The sequence below is a fragment of the Pseudomonas sp. VEM90 genome, from assembly GCF_054611535.1.
The window spans coordinates 124,496-143,397 of sequence record NZ_JBTRAR010000016.1 but is presented as its reverse complement, the minus strand read 5'-3'; the positions used below and the strand labels follow the sequence as shown (position 1 = coordinate 143,397).

Sequence of the window (18,902 nt, the reverse complement as noted above, 5' to 3'; positions counted from 1 at the left end):
TCACTGGTATCAGATGTGGACGGCGACTTTCAAAGCCTCCAGCGCCGGCTCGACCTTGATGCCCAGCGCTGCACCCAGCTCCATTACCCGCGCCAGGTCCTGTTGCCCCACCATGACCATCTGCATCTCGTCATCCAGCAACTGGCTGAAGTTGAGCAGCACATACCCCCCCGCCTCCTTGTTCAGCGCGCCCATCTGTACCTGGATGCGGTTGAGCGCAGTCAGTGGTTCGGTACGGGCCAATTGCTTGGGCTTGAGGGTAAACGGCACGCTATTGTCGAACGAGTCGCTGATCTGCTGGAACAGCTCCTGATAGCTGTCGGCCTGGAACACCACGGTATCCGGCAGGCTGCCCAGCACCACCCATTCACCCAAAGGAATCGGGAAAGTGTCGTCGTAGTTGATGTCGGGGTTGGCGGCCAGGAAGGCGACAGGGTCGGCGTAGGCCTGGGCGGCCTCGTCGGCGATACGCTCGATGTCTGCCTCACGCATGCAGCCGGCGCCAATGAGGCTGATGAATTCAAGCAACTGAGTTTTCATGAAAGGGGGCCTGCGACGGGTGAAAAGGCGCCAAGGATAGCCGCAAATGCCCCCTGGCGGTTAGCCGGCCAGCGTTTGCAGGCGCGCGGCGGTGTCTGCTGCACCCATGGTTTGCGCCGCCATCAGGGCGGTGATGCCGCGGGCATCCTGGTGCGTCGGGTTGGCCCCTTGTGCCAGCAGGTAGTCGAGGATTTCGCTGCGGTTGAACATGGCCGCCAACATCAGCGCGGTGCGACCGTCCTGCGCGGCGGCATCCACCGGCACGCCATGCTCCACCAGCAGGCGAATCATCGCCAGGTCCCCTTTGAATGCGGCGCCGGCAATCGGCAGCTGGCCATTGTCGTTGGCAATCAGCGGGTCGGCACCCTGCTCCAGCAGCACACGCACCGCATCGTGGTGGCCGTGGTAGCTGGCCAGCATCAGCAGGGTATCGCCCTTGTGGTTACGCAGGTTGGCCGGCAGGCCGCTGGCAAGCAGGCGCCCGAGCATTTCGGCATCGCCCTGGCGGGCACGTTCGAACACCTGCTCGGCGAACGCTGCGGTTTCGTCATCGGTCATGGTGGCGGGCGCGGTTTGGCTGGACATAGGGAACCTCCTGGCATAATTGATGGCCCAAGTGTTCGTCAGGCATGCCATGGTGGTCAAAGGTTCAGATTCTATAAGGCTGATAGGCAAGTACTGACCCGTGCAAAATGCACTGTGCAAAATGCATGACCATGCAGCTTGCACGATACCGCTTCTGAAAATTCTCCGTAACAGCCTGTATTTACTGGGTTTTTTGCCAAACAGGATTCTGGCACGGTCACTGCAACCATCAACTCATGTCTGCCACACACCAGCCAGGAGTTGATATGGACCTCATCCAGCAAAAGTTCGCCTCGGTATTTTCGGCCTATCAGGTAAATACCCAAGCCCGGCCCGATGGCGGTGTACTGCTTACCCTGCGCGCAGCGGATGGCAAGGTTACCCGCCGGGTGCTGACTTATGGGCAATTGCACAGTGCCGAACAGCTGTCCTGGGCGATCAGTGCCATCCGTCGTGACCTGGCTGAAGAGGCCAGCGAATTGCCGGTGATCTCGATGCTGCAGAGCCAGCAGCGGTTTGCCCTGCCGACTTACCGCTGAGGGGTGTATTGCCTGAACTGGCCTCTTCGCGGGTGAACCCGCTCCTACATTGACTGCGCGATGCCTAAGGGCGGCGCAACATTGACTGCGCGGTGCCTAAGGGCGGCGCAACATTGACTGCGCGGTGCCTAAGGGCGGCGCAACATTGACTGCGCGGTGCCTAAGGGCGGCGCAACCGCTGTAGGAGCGGGTTCACCCGCGAAGAGGCCGGCAATGCCATTACAACTCGTCGATCCCCAGAAACGCTCGCGCCGTTACATCCCCGGTAAACCGCGCCTGCATGCCCTGCTCGCTGCCGTACAAGCGAAACGCCAGGCAAAACGGTGCATCCCCCAGCTCAACCCAGCGCCGCGTCCCGGCCGGTACCAGCAGCTGGTCACCTTTCTCGCACAGCACCGAATACACCCAGTCACCCAGCCGCAGGCCTACTTGCGCCCGCCCGCTGACCACGGCGAACAGCTCGTCGGCCTCATGCACATGTTCATCACGCACATCGACCTGTGCCGGGTCTTCACCGTCGCGGTTGAGCAACGCGAAGGCCTTGCTGCCATGCGCCGTCATCAACTCATCCAGGTACTCGCGGCAAACATCCAGCACCTCGTCCTGGGCGGTGCCCGGGCGCACCCGCAGGCCAGGTTCGGCATGCACAAAGCGCACGCCCTGCTCGGCCAACGTAGCGGCGATATCATCGTGGTGAGTCAGCACCTTGTTCGGCAGTGCCGGGCTGGCGGGGTGGAAAACGCTGAGAATGCTCATCAGGGGCGGGTCCTGGTCGGTTGCGAACAAAGGGCAATGATAACGGCTGCGGCCAAGGCTGCGGCACTGGCCATACCAAAGGTGAAGGTGGGGCCCAGCAGCTTCCAGCTGTAGCCTGAGTACAGCGCCCCCAGCGCACCGCCGGTACCCGACAGCGCTGCGTAAAGCGCCTGGCCCTGGCCCTGCTGGCGGGCGCCGAAGCTGGCCTGGACGAACGCGATACTGGCAGCATGGAAGCAGCCAAAGGTGGCCGCATGCAGCAACTGGGCGAAGATCAGTACTGCTGGCTCCTGGGCCAGGTTGCCCAGCAGCAGCCAGCGCAATGCCGCCAGCAGGAAGCTGACCAACAGCACACGCTGCACGCTGAAGCGGGCGAACAGGCGGCTCATGACCATGAACATCAGCACCTCGGCCACCACCCCAAGCGCCCAGAGCAGACCGATGGCACCGCGCGTGTAGCCCAAGTGCTCCAGGTGCAGGGTAAGGAAGGTGTAGTAAGGCCCGTGGCTGAGCTGCATCAGTGCCACGCATGCGTAGAACGCGATCACCCCCGGGGCACGCAACTGCTGCAGGAAGCCCCCCGTACTGCTGCGCCCGCCCTGCTCCACCGGCTGGGCATTGGGCACCCACAGGCTGGCGGCGACGATGCCGGCCATGATCGTGACCAGGGCCACCGGGTAGATGTCCAGGCTCAACCACTCGAACAAGCGGCCCAGGCCGACCACGGTGAGGATGAAACCGATCGACCCCCACAGACGTACCTGGCTGTAGCGCGACGTCTGCCCGTGCAGGTGGGCCAGGGTGATGACCTCGAACTGCGGCAGCACCGCATGCCAGAAGAACGCGTGCAGGGCCATCACCAGCGCCAGCCAGGCGTAGCTTTTGCCGAAGAAAATCAGGGCGAAAGTGGCCAGGGTGCACAGCGCGCCAAGGCGTACGATCAACAGGCGCTGGCCCGTGCGGTCGCCCAGCCAGCCCCACAGGTTGGGGGCGACGCAGCGCATCAGCATGGGGATGGCCACCAGCTCGCCGATGCGCGCCGGGGAGAAGCCCAGGTGGTCGAAGTACAGCGCCAGGAAGGGGGCGGTGGAGCCCAGCAGGGCGAAGTAGAACAGGTAGAAGCTGGACAGGCGCCAGTAGGGGACGGGTTGCATGGGATGGCCTTGTGGGGACCTGGGCCGGCCTCTTCGCGGGTGAACCCGCTCCTACGCGGACTTCACCCTGTCACTGCACCTGAGGGCAGTGATATCCCAATGTAGGCGCGGGTCTACCCGCGAAGAGGCCGGTGCAGGTGGATCAGCGCTGGCCCAGCACCGGGGTATTCACTTGCACATCGGCATTCTGCGCGCGGTGGCGCAGCAGGTGGTCCATCAACGCGATGGCCATCATCGCCTCGGCAATCGGCGTGGCGCGTATGCCCACGCACGGGTCGTGGCGGCCTTTGGTTATGACGTCCACCGGGTTGCCATCGACATCGATCGAGCGGCCCGGGGTGGTGATGCTGGAAGTGGGCTTCAGTGCCAGGTGGGCAACGATCGGCTGGCCCGAAGAAATACCGCCCAGAATGCCGCCTGCATTGTTGCTGAGGAAGCCGTCCGGGGTCAGCTCGTCCCGGTGCTCGGTGCCGCGCTGGGCCACACTGGCGAAGCCGGCGCCGATTTCCACGCCCTTGACCGCGTTGATGCTCATCAGCGCGTGAGCCAGCTCTGCATCCAGGCGGTCGAAGATCGGTTCGCCCAGCCCGGGCATCACGCCTTCTGCGACCACGGTGATCTTGGCGCCCACCGAATCCTGGTCACGGCGCAGCTGGTCCATGTAGGCCTCCAGCTCAGGTACTTTGTCCGGATCGGGGCTGAAGAAGGCGTTTTGCTCCACCGACTCCCAGGTCTTGAACGGGATTTCGATCGGGCCCAGCTGGCTCATGTAGCCACGCACGGTGATGCCCTGGGTGGCCAGGAACTTCTTGGCGATAGCGCCGGCGGCCACACGCATGGCGGTTTCACGGGCCGAGCTGCGGCCGCCGCCGCGGTAGTCGCGGATACCGTACTTGTGGTGGTAGGTGTAGTCGGCGTGGGCCGGGCGGAACAGGTCCTTGATGGCCGAGTAGTCCTTGGACTTCTGGTCGGTGTTGCGGATCAGCAGGCCGATCGAGCAGCCGGTGGTGCGGCCTTCGAACACGCCGGAAAGGATTTCTACCTCGTCGGCTTCCTGGCGCTGGGTGGTGTGCCGGCTGGTGCCGGGCTTGCGCCGGTCAAGGTCGTGCTGCAGGTCGGCGAGGGAAATTTCCAGGCCCGGTGGGCATCCATCGACAATGGCGACCAACGCCGGGCCATGGCTCTCGCCAGCGGTGGTGACAGTGAACAGCTTGCCGTAGGTATTGCCGGACATGGACGCTCCGCGAGTTCTGCCTGAAATGGACGAAAGCAGCAGTATACAGATGGTTTGATCGCCTGTGCGGGCCTCTTCGCGGGCACGCCCGCTCCCACAGGATCACCACAGATCCAAATGCTGTGAAATACCTGTGGGAGCGAGCGTGCCCGCGAAAGGGCCGAACCTGCATCCCACAGGATCACCACAGATCCAAATGCTGTGAAATACCTGTGGGAGCGGGCGTGCCCGCGAAAGGGCCGAACCTGCATCCCACAGGATCACCACAGATCCAAATGCTGTGAAATACCTGTGGGAGCGGGCGTGCCCGCGAAAGGGCCGAACCTGCATCCCACAGGATCACCACAGATCCAAATGCTGTGAAATACCTGTGGGAGCGGGCGTGCCCGCGAAAGGGCCGAACCTGCAATTCGCCCCCCAGAACCTTCCCGCAAACAGTGGGTCAAACCCACATCTCCCCAAGTAGTACCGCATGATGTCGCGCCTCGTCGCCTTGTTCTTCCTGCTGTGCACCGGCCTGGCCCAGGCCGCCGCACCCACTGTGCTACAACGCCCGATCGACCTGGACACCGGCCAGGGCGTGCTGCACGGCAGCCTGCTGCTGCCGCAACAGGCCACCCCGCCGCCCGTGGTGCTGATCATCGCCGGCTCCGGCCCCACCGACCGCGACGGCAACAACCCGGCCTCCGGCAAGGTCGACAACCTCAAGCGCCTGGCCCTGCTGCTGGCCAACGAACACATTGCCAGCGTGCGTTACGACAAACGCGGGGTGGCCGCCAGCCAGCCGGCCACGCCTGACGAGCGTGACCTCAGCGTGGAGCGCTATGTGGCCGATGTGGTCGCCTGGAGCCACAAGCTCAAAGCCGACCCGCGCTTCGGCCCGCTGATCCTGATTGGCCACAGCGAAGGCGCACTGATTGCCAGCCTGGCCGCCGAGCAGGCTGGCGCCAGCGCGGTCATCACCCTGGCCGGCAGCGGCCGGCCGCTGGCCGAGGTACTGCGCGAACAACTGGCCCAGCGCCTGCCGCCGGCGCAACTGGCCGGTGGCAGTGCCCTGCTCGACCGCCTGCAGGCCGGGCAGACCAGCCTGGATGTACCAGCGCCGCTGCGCCAGGTGTTTCGCCCCAGCGTGCAGCCTTACCTGATCTCGCTGTTCCAGCAAAACCCGGCAGCCGCCTTTGCCCGCCTGCCCATGCCCGCGCTGATCGTGCAGGGGCGCAATGACGTGCAGGTGGACGTGACCGACGCCCAACGGCTGAAAGCGGCCAAGCCAGATGCGCAACTGGTCCTGATCGATGGCATGAATCACATGCTGCGCATCAGCCCCAAGGGCATGAGCCAGCAACGCGACAGCTACCTCAACCCCGAACTGCCGCTGGCGCACGAACTGGGTGAGCGAATTGTGACGTTCATCCAGCATTTGCCTGCGGCGTAAGTCAAACAGGCTCAGGTCTCGGGCATGCCTGCCGATACAGCAGGCATAGCTGAGGACAAGCCCTGATGACCACCTCCCCCACCGCCGTCGAGCCGGCCGAAGAACCCCAGGAAGCCCCCGCCCTGCCCTGGGGCGAGCTGACCGCCGAACATTTCCAGCTGCTACGCCTGGCAGCACTACCGACCGACCGCAGCACCGGCGCGCGGCCGCTGCGCTTTGTGCAGTTCGGCTATGCCGAGCGCCATGACAAGGCGCACAGCCTGCTGCGCATGGAAATCCAGTTGCCGGGCCAGAAGGTGCACAAAGAGCAGAACCGCCTGGACATCCGCGTCGACCATGCCGAGCGTCTGGTGCGTATTGGCAATGAAAATGGCCTGCAAGTGGAGCCCGTGAACCGCGGTATCGGCCGTTTCATGCTGGCCCAGGCCGCCCAGTGGTTGCAGCGCAAGTGGTCGCACTACCGGGTGGAAGGTATGGCGCTGCCTAGCAAGGACGCCCTGAACGAGGACTCACGCCTGCGCCGTGACCACTGCTTGCGCGGGGTGGGTATCGAGGTGCAGTACGAGGACAGCCAGCACCTGAAGGGCCGTACCGCAGATATGACGGTGGGCCAGCTGAAGGCCGTCTGGAGCAGCGAGCGCCTGCAACGGGTGGAGATTCTGGATGCCGCCAACCTGCTGCAGCAGGCGGACCAGCAACTGCTGGAAAAGGAAGGGCAACTGCGCGAGCGGGATGAGCGCGTGGCCAAATACCAGCGCGAAGACGGCGGATTGCGTTTCACCATTACTTGCCTGGTGGCGTTTGCCGTGTTCCAGGCAGGGCTGTTGATCTGGATTGCAACCCGCTAAGAGCGCACCAGCCGGTAAAGATTGGGCCGCTTGTGTCTTGCTCAATTTCTAAAAGTTGGCGCGATCCGTGTAGGAGCGGGCTTGCCCGCGAACACGGGCGAAGCCCGTGCCATCCACCGCGGTGTATTCTTCGCGGGTAAACCCGCTCCCACACGCTTGTGTCGCGATGGGCTGCACAGCAGCCCCAAATAGCCTAAACGCGGGCCTTGAACAGTTCCTGATGCTGGCGGCACTGCTCCGCAGTGAGCATGAACACCCCGTGCCCGCCACGCTCGAATTCCAGCCAGGCAAAGTCCACCTCGGGGTACAACGCCTCGACATGCACCTGGCTGTTGCCCACTTCGACAATCAGCAAACCCTTCTCGGTCAGGTGGTCAGCCGCTTCGGCCAGCATCCGCCGTACCAGGTCCAGGCCGTCGCTGCCGCAGGCCAGGCCCAGTTCGGGCTCATGGTGGTACTCGGCCGGCATGTCGTCGAAGTCTTCGGCATCGACATACGGCGGGTTGGACAGGATCAGGTCGAAACGCTGCCCCGGCAAACCGCCAAAGCCATCGCCCTGCACGGTGTACACGCGACCGTCCAGGCCATGGCGTTCGATGTTCTGGTTGGCCACTTCAAGGGCCTGGAACGACAGATCGGCCAACACCACCTCGGCCTCGGGGAACACGTCGGCAGCAACGATGCCGATGCAACCCGACCCCGTGCACAGGTCCAGAATGCGCGCCGGGTCGCTGGCCAGCCACGGCTCGAAACGTTTTTCGATCAGCTCGCCAATGGGCGAACGCGGCACCAGCACCCGCTCGTCGACGATGAACGACATGCCGCAGAACCACGCCTCGCCCAGCAGGTAGGCGGCTGGTACACGCTCTTCGATACGGCGCTTGAGCAGGTGCTGAAGGCGTACCCGCTCGTCGTCCTCGAGCATGCAGTCCAGGTAGCTGTCGGCCACCTCCCATGGCAGGTGCACGGCACCGAGCACCAGCATGCGGGCTTCGTCCCAGGCGTTATCGGCACCGTGACCGAAGAACAGATCATGCTCGTGGAAGCGGCTGACCGCCCAGCGGATGTAGTCGCGCAGCGTGCGCAGACGGGATGTGATCACGGGGTACTCCTATTTTCAGACCGGACAAAAGTCTAACAGCCCCACCCGCACATTTGTTCCTTTGCCTTGCCCAAAGGCTAGCCACAAGCCAGTAACCATGCCGCTTGCGTTGTCAACCATTCCCATTGGCGTCAAGGCAGGGGAGAATAGGTATACAAAAGCCCTATCCAAGGAGCCCTTGATGTCCGTTCCAACCACGATGTTTCGCCTCACTGGCCGCGACTATCCGCCGGCCAAGCTGAGCCACGCCAGCCTGATCATCATCGATGCACAAAAGGAGTACCTCAACGGTCCCCTGAAGCTGTCGGGCATGGACGAGGCCGTGGCCAACATCGCCAGGTTGCTCGACGCCGCCCGTAAAAGCGGCCGTCCGATCATCCATGTTCGCCACCTGGGCACTGTCGGGGGCCGCTTCGACCCCCAGGGGCCGGCTGGTGAGTTCATTCCAGGGCTGGAGCCGCTGGAAGGTGAAATCGTCATCGAAAAGCGCATGCCCAACGCGTTCAAGAACACCAAGCTGCACGAAACATTGCAGGAGCTGGGCCACCTGGACCTCATCGTCTGTGGTTTCATGAGCCATTCCAGCGTCAGCACCACCGTTCGCCGCGCCAAGGACTATGGTTATCGGTGCACCCTGGTAGAAGACGCGTCGGCCACCCGCGACCTGGCATTCAAGGACGGCGTCATTCCGGCCGCGCAGATTCACCAGTGCGAAATGGCCGTGATGGCTGACAACTTCGCTTGCGTGGCCCCCACCGCCAGCCTGATCTGAGCGGCTTGCAGGACCGCCCGGCAGCCGGGCGGAACCCGATGGGCAGCAGCAGGTCGAATTCCGGATATCCACCGAGGAGAGCGGAATGAAGCTTAAAGGCAGTTTCGACGCCAAGCGCCTGCGCCCGCGCGAACCGCGTAACTGGGGCGCCCGCCTGGCGGCCGGCCTGTCGGCCCTGCTGGCGACGCTGGGCGTGTTGCTGGCCATGGCCGGCGTCGCCGGCCTGCTGGGCAACTACCCTGCCCTGCAGGAACTCAACACCAACAAGCCACTGTCCAGCATCCTCACCGTGGCTGGCTTGTTGCTGCTGTGGCTGGGCGTGCGTTTCTGGCGGCGCAGCCGTATCCGCTTGCGCCGCGGGCGGGAGCTGAACCTGTCGCCGCACCTGATGAAGAAGCACGATTGATGGTTTTGCGTAACCTGTGCGGGCCTCTTCGCGGGTAAACCCGCTCCTGCAGGGATGTCACAGAGCCTGAAGACGTCGGGGTACCTGTAGGAGCGGGTTCACCCGCGAAGAGGCCCGCACAGGCTGCACACGGCCCCACAGTCGCGTAAACTACGCCGCCTACGTGGAGGCATCATGCAAGACGACGATTTTTCCCTGTTCAAGGCCGAAGTGCGCGGCGTAAAACCGATCCGTCACGATCGTGCCGAAGTCGGCAAGCCCAAGGCCGATCGCCAAAAGCTGGCCGGCCTGCGCCAGGCGGCAACCGTGCGCAGTGACAAGGCTTTGGTCATCGACGGCATGTCCGACCAGTTCGTCATCGACGTAGGCGCCGAAGACGAGCTGATGTGGCGCCGCGACGGCGTACAGGAAGGCCAACTGCGCAAGCTGAAGCTGGGGCAGATTCCGTTCGAGGGCAGCCTCGACCTGCACGGCATGACGGTGGAAAAGGCCCGCGAAACCTTGTGGGACTTCATCGCCGAAGCCACCAGACTGGAGGTCCGCTGCGTGCGGGTGACCCACGGCAAGGCCGCGCGCCTGGACGGCAAGCGCCCGATGATCAAGAGCCACGTCAACACCTGGCTGCGCCAGCACCCGCAAGTGCTCGGTTTTGCCTCGTGCAGTGCCCGCCACGGCGGCACTGGCGCGGTGTATGTGATGCTGAAGCGAACCATGCTCGAAGGCCGCGACGAGTAACGCCGCGCTTGCAGCGCCGCCCTCACCGCCGTACCCTTCGTTTTTGCGATTTTTTCCCACAGGTAGATCCATGTCCCTGGAACAGAACTACACCGAGATCCTCAGCCAGATTGGCGAGGACGTCTCCCGTGAGGGCCTGCTCGACACGCCCAAGCGGGCTGCAAAGGCGATGAAGTACCTTTGCCGCGGTTATGAGCAAACACTGGAAGAAGTCACCAACAACGCTTTGTTCAGCTCTGACAACAGCGAAATGGTGCTGGTCCGGGACATCGAACTGTATTCGATGTGCGAACACCACATGCTGCCGTTCATTGGCAAGGCACACGTTGCCTACCTGCCAAAAGGCAAGGTACTGGGCCTGTCGAAGGTGGCACGTATCGTCGACATGTACGCCCGCCGCCTGCAAATCCAGGAAAACCTCAGCCGCCAGATCGCCGAAGCCGTGCAGCAGGTAACCGGTGCTGCGGGCGTGGCCGTGGTGGTCGAAGCCAAGCACATGTGCATGATGATGCGCGGTGTCGAGAAGCAGAATTCGACCATGATCACCTCCGTGATGCTGGGTGAGTTCCGCGATAACGCCGCCACCCGCAGCGAGTTCCTCAGCCTGATCAAGTGATTGGTTGCTGGCCCCAAGCCGACCCTTAAGGGTCGGCTTTTGCATTTCAGGAGTTGCCCATGATCGTCAAAGCCCTGCGGGTTGGCCTCGGCCAGCTCATCGTGTTCGGTGACTGGATCAGCCGTCCGGCCAAACGCAAGCGCGACGCCGCCGCCCAGGCCCGCATCGAGCAAGCGGCCAAGGGGCTGGCGCTGTACCAGTTCCACGCCTGCCCGTTCTGCGTCAAAACCCGCCGCACCCTGCACCGGTTGAACGTGCCGGTGGCGCTGCGCGACGCCAAGAACGACCCGGTGCACCGCCAGGCCCTGCAAGAAGGTGGCGGCCGGGTGAAAGTGCCATGCCTGCGCATTGAAGAAGCCGGCAAGGTGACCTGGATGTACGAGTCCAAGGCGATCATCGCTTACCTGGATGAGCGGTTTGCCGCCATCTGACTGACGAAGCAGATCCCTGTGGGAGCGGGCGAGCCCGCGAAGCAGGCACCGCGGTGGTTGGCACGGGCTGCGCCCGTGTTCGCGGGCACGCCCGCTCCCACAAGGATTGCGCAAGCGCCTGGAAAACAGGTCGGTTTTCAACCCACCATCGGCACATGCCGAGGGTGGCTGCTGACCCGCTCCAGCCAGGCCCTTACCGCCGGAATAAGCGGTTTGCCGCCATCTGACTGACGCTGCAGATCCCTCTGTGGGAGCGGGCGAGCCCGCGAAGCAGGCACCGCGGTGGTTGGCACGGGCTACGCCCGTGTTCGCGGGCACGCCCGCTCCCACAAGCCTGGAAAACAGGTCGGTTTTCAACCCACCATCGGCACATGCCGCGGGTGGCTGCTGACCCGCTCCAGCCAGGCCCTTACCGCCGGGTACTCTGCCAGGTCGAACCCGCCCTGCTGCGCCACATGGGTGTAGGCATACAACGCCACATCGGCAATCGAGTACTGCTCACCCACCAGGTAAGGCGTCATCTGCAACTGTCGCTCCATCACCCTCAACGCCTTGTAGCCGCCCTTGTGCAACTTGCGGTACTCGTCCAGGCGCTCGTCCGGCAGGCCCAGGTAGAACTGGATGAACCGCGCCACAGCAATATACGGCTCGTGGCTGTACTGCTCGAAGAACTGCCACTGCAACACCTGGGTACGCAGGCGCGGCTCGCTGGGCAGGAACTCACTGCCATCGGCCAGGAAGTTGAGAATGGCGTTGGACTCCCACAGGTAACTACCGTCTTCCAGTTCCAGCACCGGTACCTTGCCGTTGGGGTTCATCGCCAGAAACTCGGGCGTTTCGGTCTCACCCTTGAGAATGTCCACCGGGTGCCATTCATACGGCCGGCCCAGCAGGCTCAACATCAGCTTGACCTTGTAACAGTTACCCGACTGATAGTCGCCATAGACCTTGTACATCGACTCTCCCTGCAAAGCAGTTTCGCAATTGCGCCCAATATGTGGCGACTGTACGGCTAAAAGCAATGGCCGCTGTATGGCAAGGATCAACCTTGCTCGCTGTAGTCTGAAAAAACTGCTTACACCTTTACAAGGATTTTGTTCATGACCGATGCCACTTCCGCACGTCTGCGGCCCCTGGCAGACACCTCCCCGTCGGCGGTGGTCGCCGGCTTCATTGCCATGCTCACCGGCTATACCAGTTCGCTGGTGCTGATGTTCCAGGCCGGCCAGGCAGCCGGGCTGACCACCGCGCAGATTTCGTCATGGATCTGGGCGCTGTCGATCGGCATGGCGGTGTGCAGCATCGGCCTGTCGCTACGCTACCGCACACCGATCACCATCGCCTGGTCCACCCCCGGCGCGGCGCTGCTGATCACCAGCCTGGGTGGGGTCAGCTATGGCGAGGCCATTGGTGCCTACATTACCTGTGCCTTGCTGGTGCTGGCGTGCGGCCTGACCGGCAGCTTCGAGCGCCTGGTCAAGCGCATTCCGGCCTCGCTGGCCTCGGCACTGCTGGCGGGCATCCTGTTCAAGATCGGCAGCGAAATCTTCGTGGCCGCGCAGCACCGCACATTGCTGGTACTGGGCATGTTCTTCAGCTACCTGCTGGTCAAACGCCTGTCGCCGCGCTATTGCGTGCTGGCCGCACTGTTGGTGGGCACGGCATTGTCCGGCGCGTTGGGCCTGCTGGACTTCAGCGGCTTCCACCTGGAAGTGGCCAAGCCGGTGTGGACCACGCCAAGCTTCTCGCTGGCGGCAACCATCAGCATCGGCATTCCGCTGTTCGTGGTGGCCATGACTTCGCAGAACATGCCCGGCGTGGCCGTACTGCGTGCCGACGGCTACCAGGTACCGGCCTCGCCGCTGATTTCGGCCACCGGCTTCGCCTCGCTGGTGCTGGCGCCGTTCGGCTCGCATGGGGTCAACCTGGCGGCGATCAGCGCGGCGATCTGCACCGGGCCGCATGCCCATGAAGACCCGAACAAACGCTACACCGCGGCGGTGTGGTGCGGGATTTTCTACGGCATTGCCGGGGTGTTCGGCGCCACCTTGGCGGCACTGTTCGCGGCATTGCCGAAAGAGTTGGTGCTGTCGATCGCGGCACTGGCGCTGTTTGGCTCGATCATGAACGGTTTGACCGTGGCCATGAGCGAGGCGCGCGAGCGGGAGGCAGCGGTGATCACCTTCATGGTGACCGCTTCGGGGCTGACCTTGTTCTCGATTGGCTCAGCGTTCTGGGGGATTGTGGCGGGGGTATTGGCCTTGGTGATGCTTAACCCGCGCAGGGGGTGAGGGTTGTTGTTGCCTGTGGCGGCCTATTCGCGGGTAAACCCGCTCCTACAACGGGAAATCACAAAACCCGCGAATGGGCCGCCACAGGCAACGAGATTACAACCTGAAATGCCCCACCATGCCCTTCAAATCGGTGCCCAGCTGCGCCAGCTCGACACTGGACCGGGCATTGTCCTGCATCGCCAACGCCGCCTGGTCCGCACTGCCGCGAATCTGCGTGACACTGCGGCTGATCTCTTCCGCCACCGAACTCTGCTGCTCGGCGGCTGCGGCAATCTGCTGGTTCATCTGCTGAATCAATGACACCGCTGCGGCAATGCTGCCCAACGCGCTTTCGGTCTGCAGGGCATCAGCCACGGCCAACCGTACCAACTCGGTGCTGCCACGGATCTGCGCCACCGACTGCTGGGCATTGCCGCGCAGGCTGGCCACCAAGGTTTCGATCTGCTCGGTGGATTGCCGGGTACGCCGAGCCAGCGCGCGCACTTCATCGGCCACCACGGCAAAGCCACGCCCCTGCTCGCCGGCGCGGGCAGCCTCGATGGCGGCATTGAGCGCCAGCAGGTTGGTTTGCTCGGCCACGCTCTTGATCACTTCCAGCACGTCGCCAATGGTGTGGATTTCGGCACTGAGGCTGTCGATGCCGGCGCTGGCAGCTTCTGCCGCCGACGCCAGTTGCTCGATGCGCTGCATGCTCTGGCGCACCACCTGCTGACCGGAGTCGACCTTCTCGTCCGCCGCCTGGGCCGCCTGCGCCGCCTCCTCGGCATTGCGCGCCACATCGTGCACGGTGGCAGTCATCTGCTGCATGGCGGTCGCCACCTGCTCGGTTTCCTCTTTCTGGCTGCCCACCTCGCGGTTGGTCTGCTCGGTCACCGTCGACAACGCCTGGGCGCTGCCGGCCAATTGTTCGATGCCCTGCTGCAAGCCGCTGACAATGCCCGAAAGCCCCGCCGCCATCTGCTGCATGGCCTGCATCAGTTGCCCCACCTCATCCCGGCGCGGTGCCTGGGCGTCGAAGCCCAGTTCACCCGCCGCAATGCGCTGGGCGCGGGCAATCACATGCTTCAACGGGCCGACCACAGCCCGGGTAATCAGCCAGGCCGCCAACACGCCTACAAGCAACGCCAGCGCCGTGGCCAGGCCGATGGCCAGGGCATTACGCTGCAGCTCGCCTTGCAGGGCCTGCTCTTGCCCAAGATAGGCTTGGTCGACACGCCCGGTCACCCGCTCGGCGCTGGCTTGCAACTGCGCCTTGAGCCCCTGCTCGCGGGCCAGCTGGTCGGTGTATTCGTTGAGTTTTTCCGAGAAACTGCCAATGTGCCCAGCCACTTCACCCAGCACGCTCTGGTAACCGGCATCGCCAACCGCACCCTGCAACTGGCTGACCAGGCCGGCGGCCTCCACCGTCTGGGCAATACGCTCCTGGCTGACACCCTCCTCGCCCTTGCGGCTTTTATCCAGACGCACCCGTGCTTCGTCCATGGCCTGCAGCATCAGCCGCGACACCTGGGCCACCTGCGCGGCTTGCTCAAGAAACTCGCTACCCTGCTGGCCTTGGGACTGCTTGAGGGTATATGCGCCGTCATCGGCCAGGCCGGCCTGCAGCACATCAAGGTTATTGGAGACGTTGGACACCGACCAGCTGGCCATGTCCAGCGCCAGCTCCTTGGCCTGCACAGCCTCGACAAAGGCTTCGAATGCCTGGCCATAGGCGGCAAGATCGGTTTGCGCCGCGGCCAGCGCCGGCAGGCCTTGGGCGCGTTCGACCAAACCCTGCAGGCCGCCACGCAAGGCGTCGGCCTGCTGAATATCGGAGCGCAGGGCAAATGCCTGCTCATGCTCGCGCAAACGCAGCAAGTCGGTATTGAACTGGGCCAGCTGACGCAAACTGTCGAAGCGCTGGCCAACGCTTTGCAACGCCACAACGCCGATAGCTGCCACTGCCAGCGTCAGCAGCAGCACCAGGGCAAAGCCCAGGCCAAGTTTGCGGGCCATGCCCAGGTTGGCCAGCACACCGTGCTTGCTCGCGCCCATCACCGATCCCCTTTCAGCCAGTGAGGTTATCCCGAAGGCTAAGGGTGGCAACGTTATCTGCCAATGAACAAGGGGGTGGCGCCAAAATAGTGTCAAATAGCTATGTCTTGTCGTTTTTGGCTGCAAAGGGGTCGCTTTCAGTGCCCGCTGTAAGCGATATCACTAGGCCATCAATGATAGCCCGCCCCTCAACCTGCGACGGTGCTTTCCCATATTAAATCGACGCAAGTAAGCCATTAATTTATTCCAATCCACACTTTATAAAACACTATTGACGCCATTAAATTTGCGCCAAACAGAGGGTATTGAAATTTTTTTAAATACCCCTGCACACATTAAAAACGTCGCTATCGTGATCGGTAACTGGCCCGTTCTCCGGACCTGCAGTGCACCCTGGAGTTTGTAATGAAAACAGCCATGTTTACTGCTGTGGTCACCCCGTTGCTGCTGTTTACTGTGCCAACCGTTGGATATGCCGATACTTCCACCGCACCGATATTCACCCTCGGCCTACAAGGGAGCTACACCCAACTGGAATTGAACGGCCCCAAGGATGACACCGAAGATATGCCCGAAGGTGGTTTATTCATCAATTACGGCAACAAGATGACGGCCAGGCAAGGCCTTGTCTACCAGGCCGAAGCCAGCGGCATGTACTCGAAACAGCATGACCAGAAGCTCAAGGACGGCCAGGCCGACCTGGACCTGGGCTGGCGGCTGGCGTTGGCGGAACGGCATTCAGTCGACCTGCTGCTGGGCGCCGGCTACAAATGGAACCGGTTGGAGCCCAATACCAGCCGTCATGATGTCGACCTTACCAACCGCACGCCATTCGCCAAGCTCGCAGCGGGGTACAATTACCGCTTCAATAATGCCACCCTGCGTTTCGAAGCGGGCATACGCCAGGTCATCAATGGCGACTCGCAATTGAAAATACATGGCATCAGCAGTGAAGAGGTTGATTTGAAAGATACCACCAGCCCCTTTGCCGAACTTAGCGTGCTCTTCAACCAACACGGTACTGTGCCGGTATACGCTTCGCTTTACTTCAGCCGCTACAACTATGAACTGGACGGGCAGTTCCAGATGACCGCCTCGGACGAACAAACCCGTGACGAGTATGGCTTGAAGATAGGCGTCAGCTTTTAGCCGGGGGCCAGCTGCCTGCGCGGCTTGCTCAGGAAAGGCCTGGGCACGCCCATCCTGTCCATGCGCGACATTGTGGGCTTTGGCCTGGTGATCGCACTTGCAAAGGGCGGGCTTGCCCGCGAAGCAGCCCGCACGGCATCCACTCAGATCGCCGTGGCCCCGCCATCTACCGTCAGGCAATGCCCGGTGGTAAACGCCGCGCCGTCACTGCACAGGTACAGCACGGCGCTGGCGATTTCCTCGACCTTGCCAATGCGCCCCACCGGGTGCATGGCTGCGGCGAACTCCGCCTTGCGCGGGTCGGCCTGGTAGGCGCGGCGGAACATGTCGGTGTCGATCACGGCCGGGCACACGGCGTTCACGCGGATGCCCTTCTTGGCGTACTCGATGGCCGCCGACTTGGTCAGGCCGATGACCGCATGCTTGCTGGCGCTGTAGATGCTCATCTTCGGCGCCGCCCCAAGCCCCGCCACCGACGCGGCATTGACGATGGCCCCACCGCCTTGGGCCAGCAACAAGGGCAACTGATACTTCATGCACAACCACACGCCCTTCACGTTCACACCCATGATGGCATCGAACTCCGCTTCGCTGCCTTCGGCCAGGCGGTGTTGCTCGATCTCGATCCCGGCGTTGTTGAAGGCGTAGTCCAGCCGGCCGTACGCGGCAATCAGGCGCTCATGCAACTGGCGCACGTCGGCGTCGCGGGTAACGTCGCAGGCAATGAACAGCGCTTCGCCGCCCGCCGCGTGGATCAGCGCCACGGTGGCCTCGCCGCCGACCGGGTCGAGGTCGGCCACCACCACCTTCATGCCCTCGTGGGCGAACGCCAGGGCGGTTGCCCGGCCGATCCCAGCAGCCGCGCCGGTCACCAGGGCTACCTGGCCAGAAAAGGTCATGCTCATCGCGTGCTCCTGTGAGGGTTTGGGTAGGGGTCAGAGCATAGTCAGCCACCACTCGGCCGGGCAGCATCATCACAGCAACGGTTGGGCTACCATGCTTGTCAGTGATTTTAAGCAACCGCCTTCATCAACAAGGTAGATTGAACGCCTTACGCCCTCCACAGCCCACAAGGACCCGCCATGACCCAGACCAACCGCCGCTTCCTGCTTGCCAAACGCCCGGTCGGCGCCGTGCGCCGTGACGACTTCAGCTTCGAGACCGTACCCGCCGAACAACCCGGCGAAGGCCAGATACTGGTGCGCAACCTGTACCTGTCGCTGGACCCGGCCATGCGTGGCTGGATGAACGAAGGCAAGTCCTACATCCCGCCCGTGGCCCTGGGCCAGGTAATGCGTGCGCTGGGCGTCGGTGAGGTGGTTGCCTCCAATCACCCCGGCTACCAGCCCGGCGATTACGTAAGCGGCGCCCTCGGTGTGCAGGACTACTTCACCGGCGAGCCCCAGAGCCTGCACAAGATCGACCCCAAGCTGGCCCCCCTGCCCCGTTACCTGTCAGCGTTGGGCATGACCGGCATGACCGCCTACTTTGCCCTGCTGGACGTCGGCCAACCCAAAGCTGGCGACACCGTGGTCATTTCCGGCGCGGCCGGTGCGGTGGGCAGCATTGTCGGGCAGATTGCCAAGATCAAAGGCTGCCGCGTGGTCGGTATTGCCGGCGGTGCCGAGAAGTGCCAGTACCTGAAGGACGAACTGGGCTTTGACGGCGTGATCGACTACAAGGCCGAAGACGTGCTGGCCGGCCTGAAGCGCGAATGCCCCAAAGGCGTGGACGTGTACTTCGACAACGTGGGCGGCGACATCCTCGATGCCGTGCTGACGCGCATCAACTTCAAGGCACGCATCGTGATTTGCGGCGCGATCAGCCAGTACAACAACAAAGAAGCCGTGAAAGGCCCGGCCAACTACCTGTCGCTGCTGGTGAACCGCGCGCGCATGGAAGGTTTTGTGGTGATGGATTACAGCAAAGATTACGGCAAGGCCGCGCAGGAGATTGCCGGCTGGCTGGCCAGCGGGCAGGTGAAGAGCAAAGAGGATGTGGTGGAAGGGCTGGAAACCTTCCCGGAGACCTTGTTGAAGCTGTTCAGCGGGGAGAATTTTGGCAAGTTGGTGTTGAAGGTTTAAACGCCCTGCACGGCACCAATGGCCCGACACAGCCCGTCGTAGGAGCGGGTTTACCCGCGAATAGGCCGGACCTGCCGGCCAATATCCCCCAGTCATGCACCGTCGCCGCAGCCACCGCATTCGCGGGCAAGCCCGCTCCTACATCCCATCGTAGGAGCGGGTTCACCCGCGAAAGGGCCAGGCCTGCC

General features: G+C 63.1%; 20 protein-coding genes and 2 pseudogenes. 11 read left to right on the top strand and 11 right to left on the bottom strand.

The window, feature by feature from the left end; all coding sequences use genetic code 11:
- Positions 1 to 9: 9 nt before the first annotated feature.
- Both ACYCCG_RS16805 and ACYCCG_RS16800 read right to left on the bottom strand, forming a co-directional pair.
- Positions 10 to 540, bottom strand: coding sequence for a hypothetical protein (locus tag ACYCCG_RS16805; protein ID WP_392513960.1), 531 nt, complete (start codon positions 538 to 540; stop codon positions 10 to 12).
- 60 nt (positions 541 to 600) lie between these two features.
- The gene (locus tag ACYCCG_RS16800; RefSeq protein WP_209964296.1) at positions 601 to 1,125 is read right to left on the bottom strand and encodes an ankyrin repeat domain-containing protein; all 525 of its coding nucleotides are present in this window, start codon (positions 1,123 to 1,125) and stop codon (positions 601 to 603) included.
- A gap of 266 nt (positions 1,126 to 1,391) precedes the next feature.
- Between ACYCCG_RS16800 and ACYCCG_RS16795 the strand changes: the two genes are divergently transcribed.
- A complete protein-coding gene (locus tag ACYCCG_RS16795; RefSeq protein WP_021783091.1) occupies positions 1,392 to 1,664 on the top strand; it encodes a DUF3509 domain-containing protein in 273 nt (90 codons plus the stop codon).
- 219 nt (positions 1,665 to 1,883) lie between these two features.
- Here the strand turns inward: ACYCCG_RS16795 and ACYCCG_RS16790 are convergent, their stop codons facing one another.
- The 3 genes from ACYCCG_RS16790 to aroC form a co-directional block, all read right to left on the bottom strand.
- Positions 1,884 to 2,420 (bottom strand): oxidase, encoded by a 537-nt coding sequence (locus tag ACYCCG_RS16790; RefSeq protein ID WP_459671214.1) that lies wholly within the window; start codon positions 2,418 to 2,420, stop codon positions 1,884 to 1,886.
- On the bottom strand, positions 2,420 to 3,574 hold the full coding sequence (locus ACYCCG_RS16785; protein ID WP_339444680.1) for an MFS transporter: 1,155 nt from the start codon (positions 3,572 to 3,574) through the stop codon (positions 2,420 to 2,422). Before ACYCCG_RS16785 ends, ACYCCG_RS16790 begins: the two co-directional genes overlap by 1 nt.
- Before the next feature lie 142 nt (positions 3,575 to 3,716).
- Positions 3,717 to 4,808, bottom strand: a complete 1,092-nt coding sequence (gene aroC, locus ACYCCG_RS16780) for a chorismate synthase (protein ID WP_129933735.1) — start codon at positions 4,806 to 4,808, stop codon at positions 3,717 to 3,719.
- A gap of 472 nt (positions 4,809 to 5,280) precedes the next feature.
- Here aroC and ACYCCG_RS16775 point away from each other — a divergent pair, with 472 nt between their 5' ends.
- Together ACYCCG_RS16775 and ACYCCG_RS16770 are read left to right on the top strand one after the other, a co-directional pair.
- Positions 5,281 to 6,243 (top strand): alpha/beta hydrolase, encoded by a 963-nt coding sequence (locus tag ACYCCG_RS16775; protein WP_176685827.1) that lies wholly within the window; start codon positions 5,281 to 5,283, stop codon positions 6,241 to 6,243.
- A gap of 65 nt (positions 6,244 to 6,308) precedes the next feature.
- Positions 6,309 to 7,091 carry a hypothetical protein gene (locus ACYCCG_RS16770; protein WP_209964285.1) on the top strand — a complete coding sequence of 261 codons (783 nt, stop codon included), beginning with the start codon at positions 6,309 to 6,311 and terminating at the stop codon, positions 7,089 to 7,091.
- A gap of 193 nt (positions 7,092 to 7,284) precedes the next feature.
- On the opposite strand, the gene prmB is transcribed toward ACYCCG_RS16770, so the two are convergent.
- Positions 7,285 to 8,193, bottom strand: coding sequence for a 50S ribosomal protein L3 N(5)-glutamine methyltransferase (gene prmB, locus ACYCCG_RS16765; protein WP_021783085.1), 909 nt, complete (start codon positions 8,191 to 8,193; stop codon positions 7,285 to 7,287).
- A gap of 181 nt (positions 8,194 to 8,374) precedes the next feature.
- On the opposite strand from prmB, the gene ACYCCG_RS16760 reads away from it, so the two are divergent.
- From ACYCCG_RS16760 to ACYCCG_RS16740, 5 genes are all read left to right on the top strand, one after another.
- A complete protein-coding gene (locus ACYCCG_RS16760) occupies positions 8,375 to 8,965 on the top strand; it encodes a cysteine hydrolase family protein (protein WP_176685829.1) in 591 nt (196 codons plus the stop codon).
- Positions 8,966 to 9,050: 85 nt separating this feature from the next.
- A complete protein-coding gene (locus ACYCCG_RS16755; RefSeq protein ID WP_176685830.1) occupies positions 9,051 to 9,371 on the top strand; it encodes a hypothetical protein in 321 nt (106 codons plus the stop codon).
- Positions 9,372 to 9,545: 174 nt separating this feature from the next.
- Positions 9,546 to 10,106, top strand: coding sequence for a Smr/MutS family protein (locus tag ACYCCG_RS16750; RefSeq protein WP_176685831.1), 561 nt, complete (start codon positions 9,546 to 9,548; stop codon positions 10,104 to 10,106).
- A 70-nt stretch (positions 10,107 to 10,176) separates the two neighbouring features.
- Entirely contained in the window at positions 10,177 to 10,722 is a 546-nt protein-coding gene (gene folE / locus ACYCCG_RS16745; protein WP_003252789.1) for a GTP cyclohydrolase I FolE, read from the top strand.
- Between the two features lie 59 nt (positions 10,723 to 10,781).
- Positions 10,782 to 11,153, top strand: a complete 372-nt coding sequence (locus tag ACYCCG_RS16740; RefSeq protein ID WP_010952857.1) for a glutaredoxin family protein — start codon at positions 10,782 to 10,784, stop codon at positions 11,151 to 11,153.
- Between the two features lie 137 nt (positions 11,154 to 11,290).
- On the opposite strand, the pseudogene ACYCCG_RS16735 reads toward ACYCCG_RS16740, so the two are convergent.
- A pseudogene (locus ACYCCG_RS16735) lies at positions 11,291 to 11,356 on the bottom strand (glutathione S-transferase family protein); the annotation flags it as partial.
- Positions 11,357 to 11,506: 150 nt separating this feature from the next.
- Positions 11,507 to 12,109, bottom strand: coding sequence for a glutathione S-transferase family protein (locus tag ACYCCG_RS16730; RefSeq protein ID WP_176685806.1), 603 nt, complete (start codon positions 12,107 to 12,109; stop codon positions 11,507 to 11,509).
- A gap of 144 nt (positions 12,110 to 12,253) precedes the next feature.
- On the opposite strand from ACYCCG_RS16730, the gene ACYCCG_RS16725 reads away from it, so the two are divergent.
- Positions 12,254 to 13,444: a benzoate/H(+) symporter BenE family transporter gene (locus ACYCCG_RS16725; RefSeq protein WP_209964282.1), complete on the top strand. Its 1,191-nt coding sequence runs from the start codon at positions 12,254 to 12,256 to the stop codon at positions 13,442 to 13,444.
- A 96-nt stretch (positions 13,445 to 13,540) separates the two neighbouring features.
- On the opposite strand, the gene ACYCCG_RS16720 is transcribed toward ACYCCG_RS16725, so the two are convergent.
- Together ACYCCG_RS16720 and ACYCCG_RS16715 are read right to left on the bottom strand one after the other, a co-directional pair.
- Positions 13,541 to 14,245 (bottom strand): methyl-accepting chemotaxis protein, encoded by a 705-nt coding sequence (locus ACYCCG_RS16720; RefSeq protein WP_370853135.1) that lies wholly within the window; start codon positions 14,243 to 14,245, stop codon positions 13,541 to 13,543.
- Between the two features lie 204 nt (positions 14,246 to 14,449).
- Positions 14,450 to 14,929: pseudogene (locus ACYCCG_RS16715) on the bottom strand (methyl-accepting chemotaxis protein); the annotation flags it as partial.
- A gap of 957 nt (positions 14,930 to 15,886) precedes the next feature.
- Between ACYCCG_RS16715 and ACYCCG_RS16710 the strand changes: the two are divergent.
- A complete protein-coding gene (locus ACYCCG_RS16710; RefSeq protein WP_459671206.1) occupies positions 15,887 to 16,630 on the top strand; it encodes an outer membrane beta-barrel protein in 744 nt (247 codons plus the stop codon).
- A gap of 143 nt (positions 16,631 to 16,773) precedes the next feature.
- Here ACYCCG_RS16710 and ACYCCG_RS16705 read toward each other — a convergent pair whose 3' ends face one another.
- The gene (locus ACYCCG_RS16705; RefSeq protein ID WP_459671205.1) at positions 16,774 to 17,535 is read right to left on the bottom strand and encodes an SDR family oxidoreductase; all 762 of its coding nucleotides are present in this window, start codon (positions 17,533 to 17,535) and stop codon (positions 16,774 to 16,776) included.
- Positions 17,536 to 17,712: 177 nt separating this feature from the next.
- On the opposite strand from ACYCCG_RS16705, the gene ACYCCG_RS16700 reads away from it, so the two are divergent.
- A complete protein-coding gene (locus ACYCCG_RS16700) occupies positions 17,713 to 18,714 on the top strand; it encodes an NADP-dependent oxidoreductase (protein ID WP_459671203.1) in 1,002 nt (333 codons plus the stop codon).
- Positions 18,715 to 18,902: the final 188 nt, after the last annotated feature.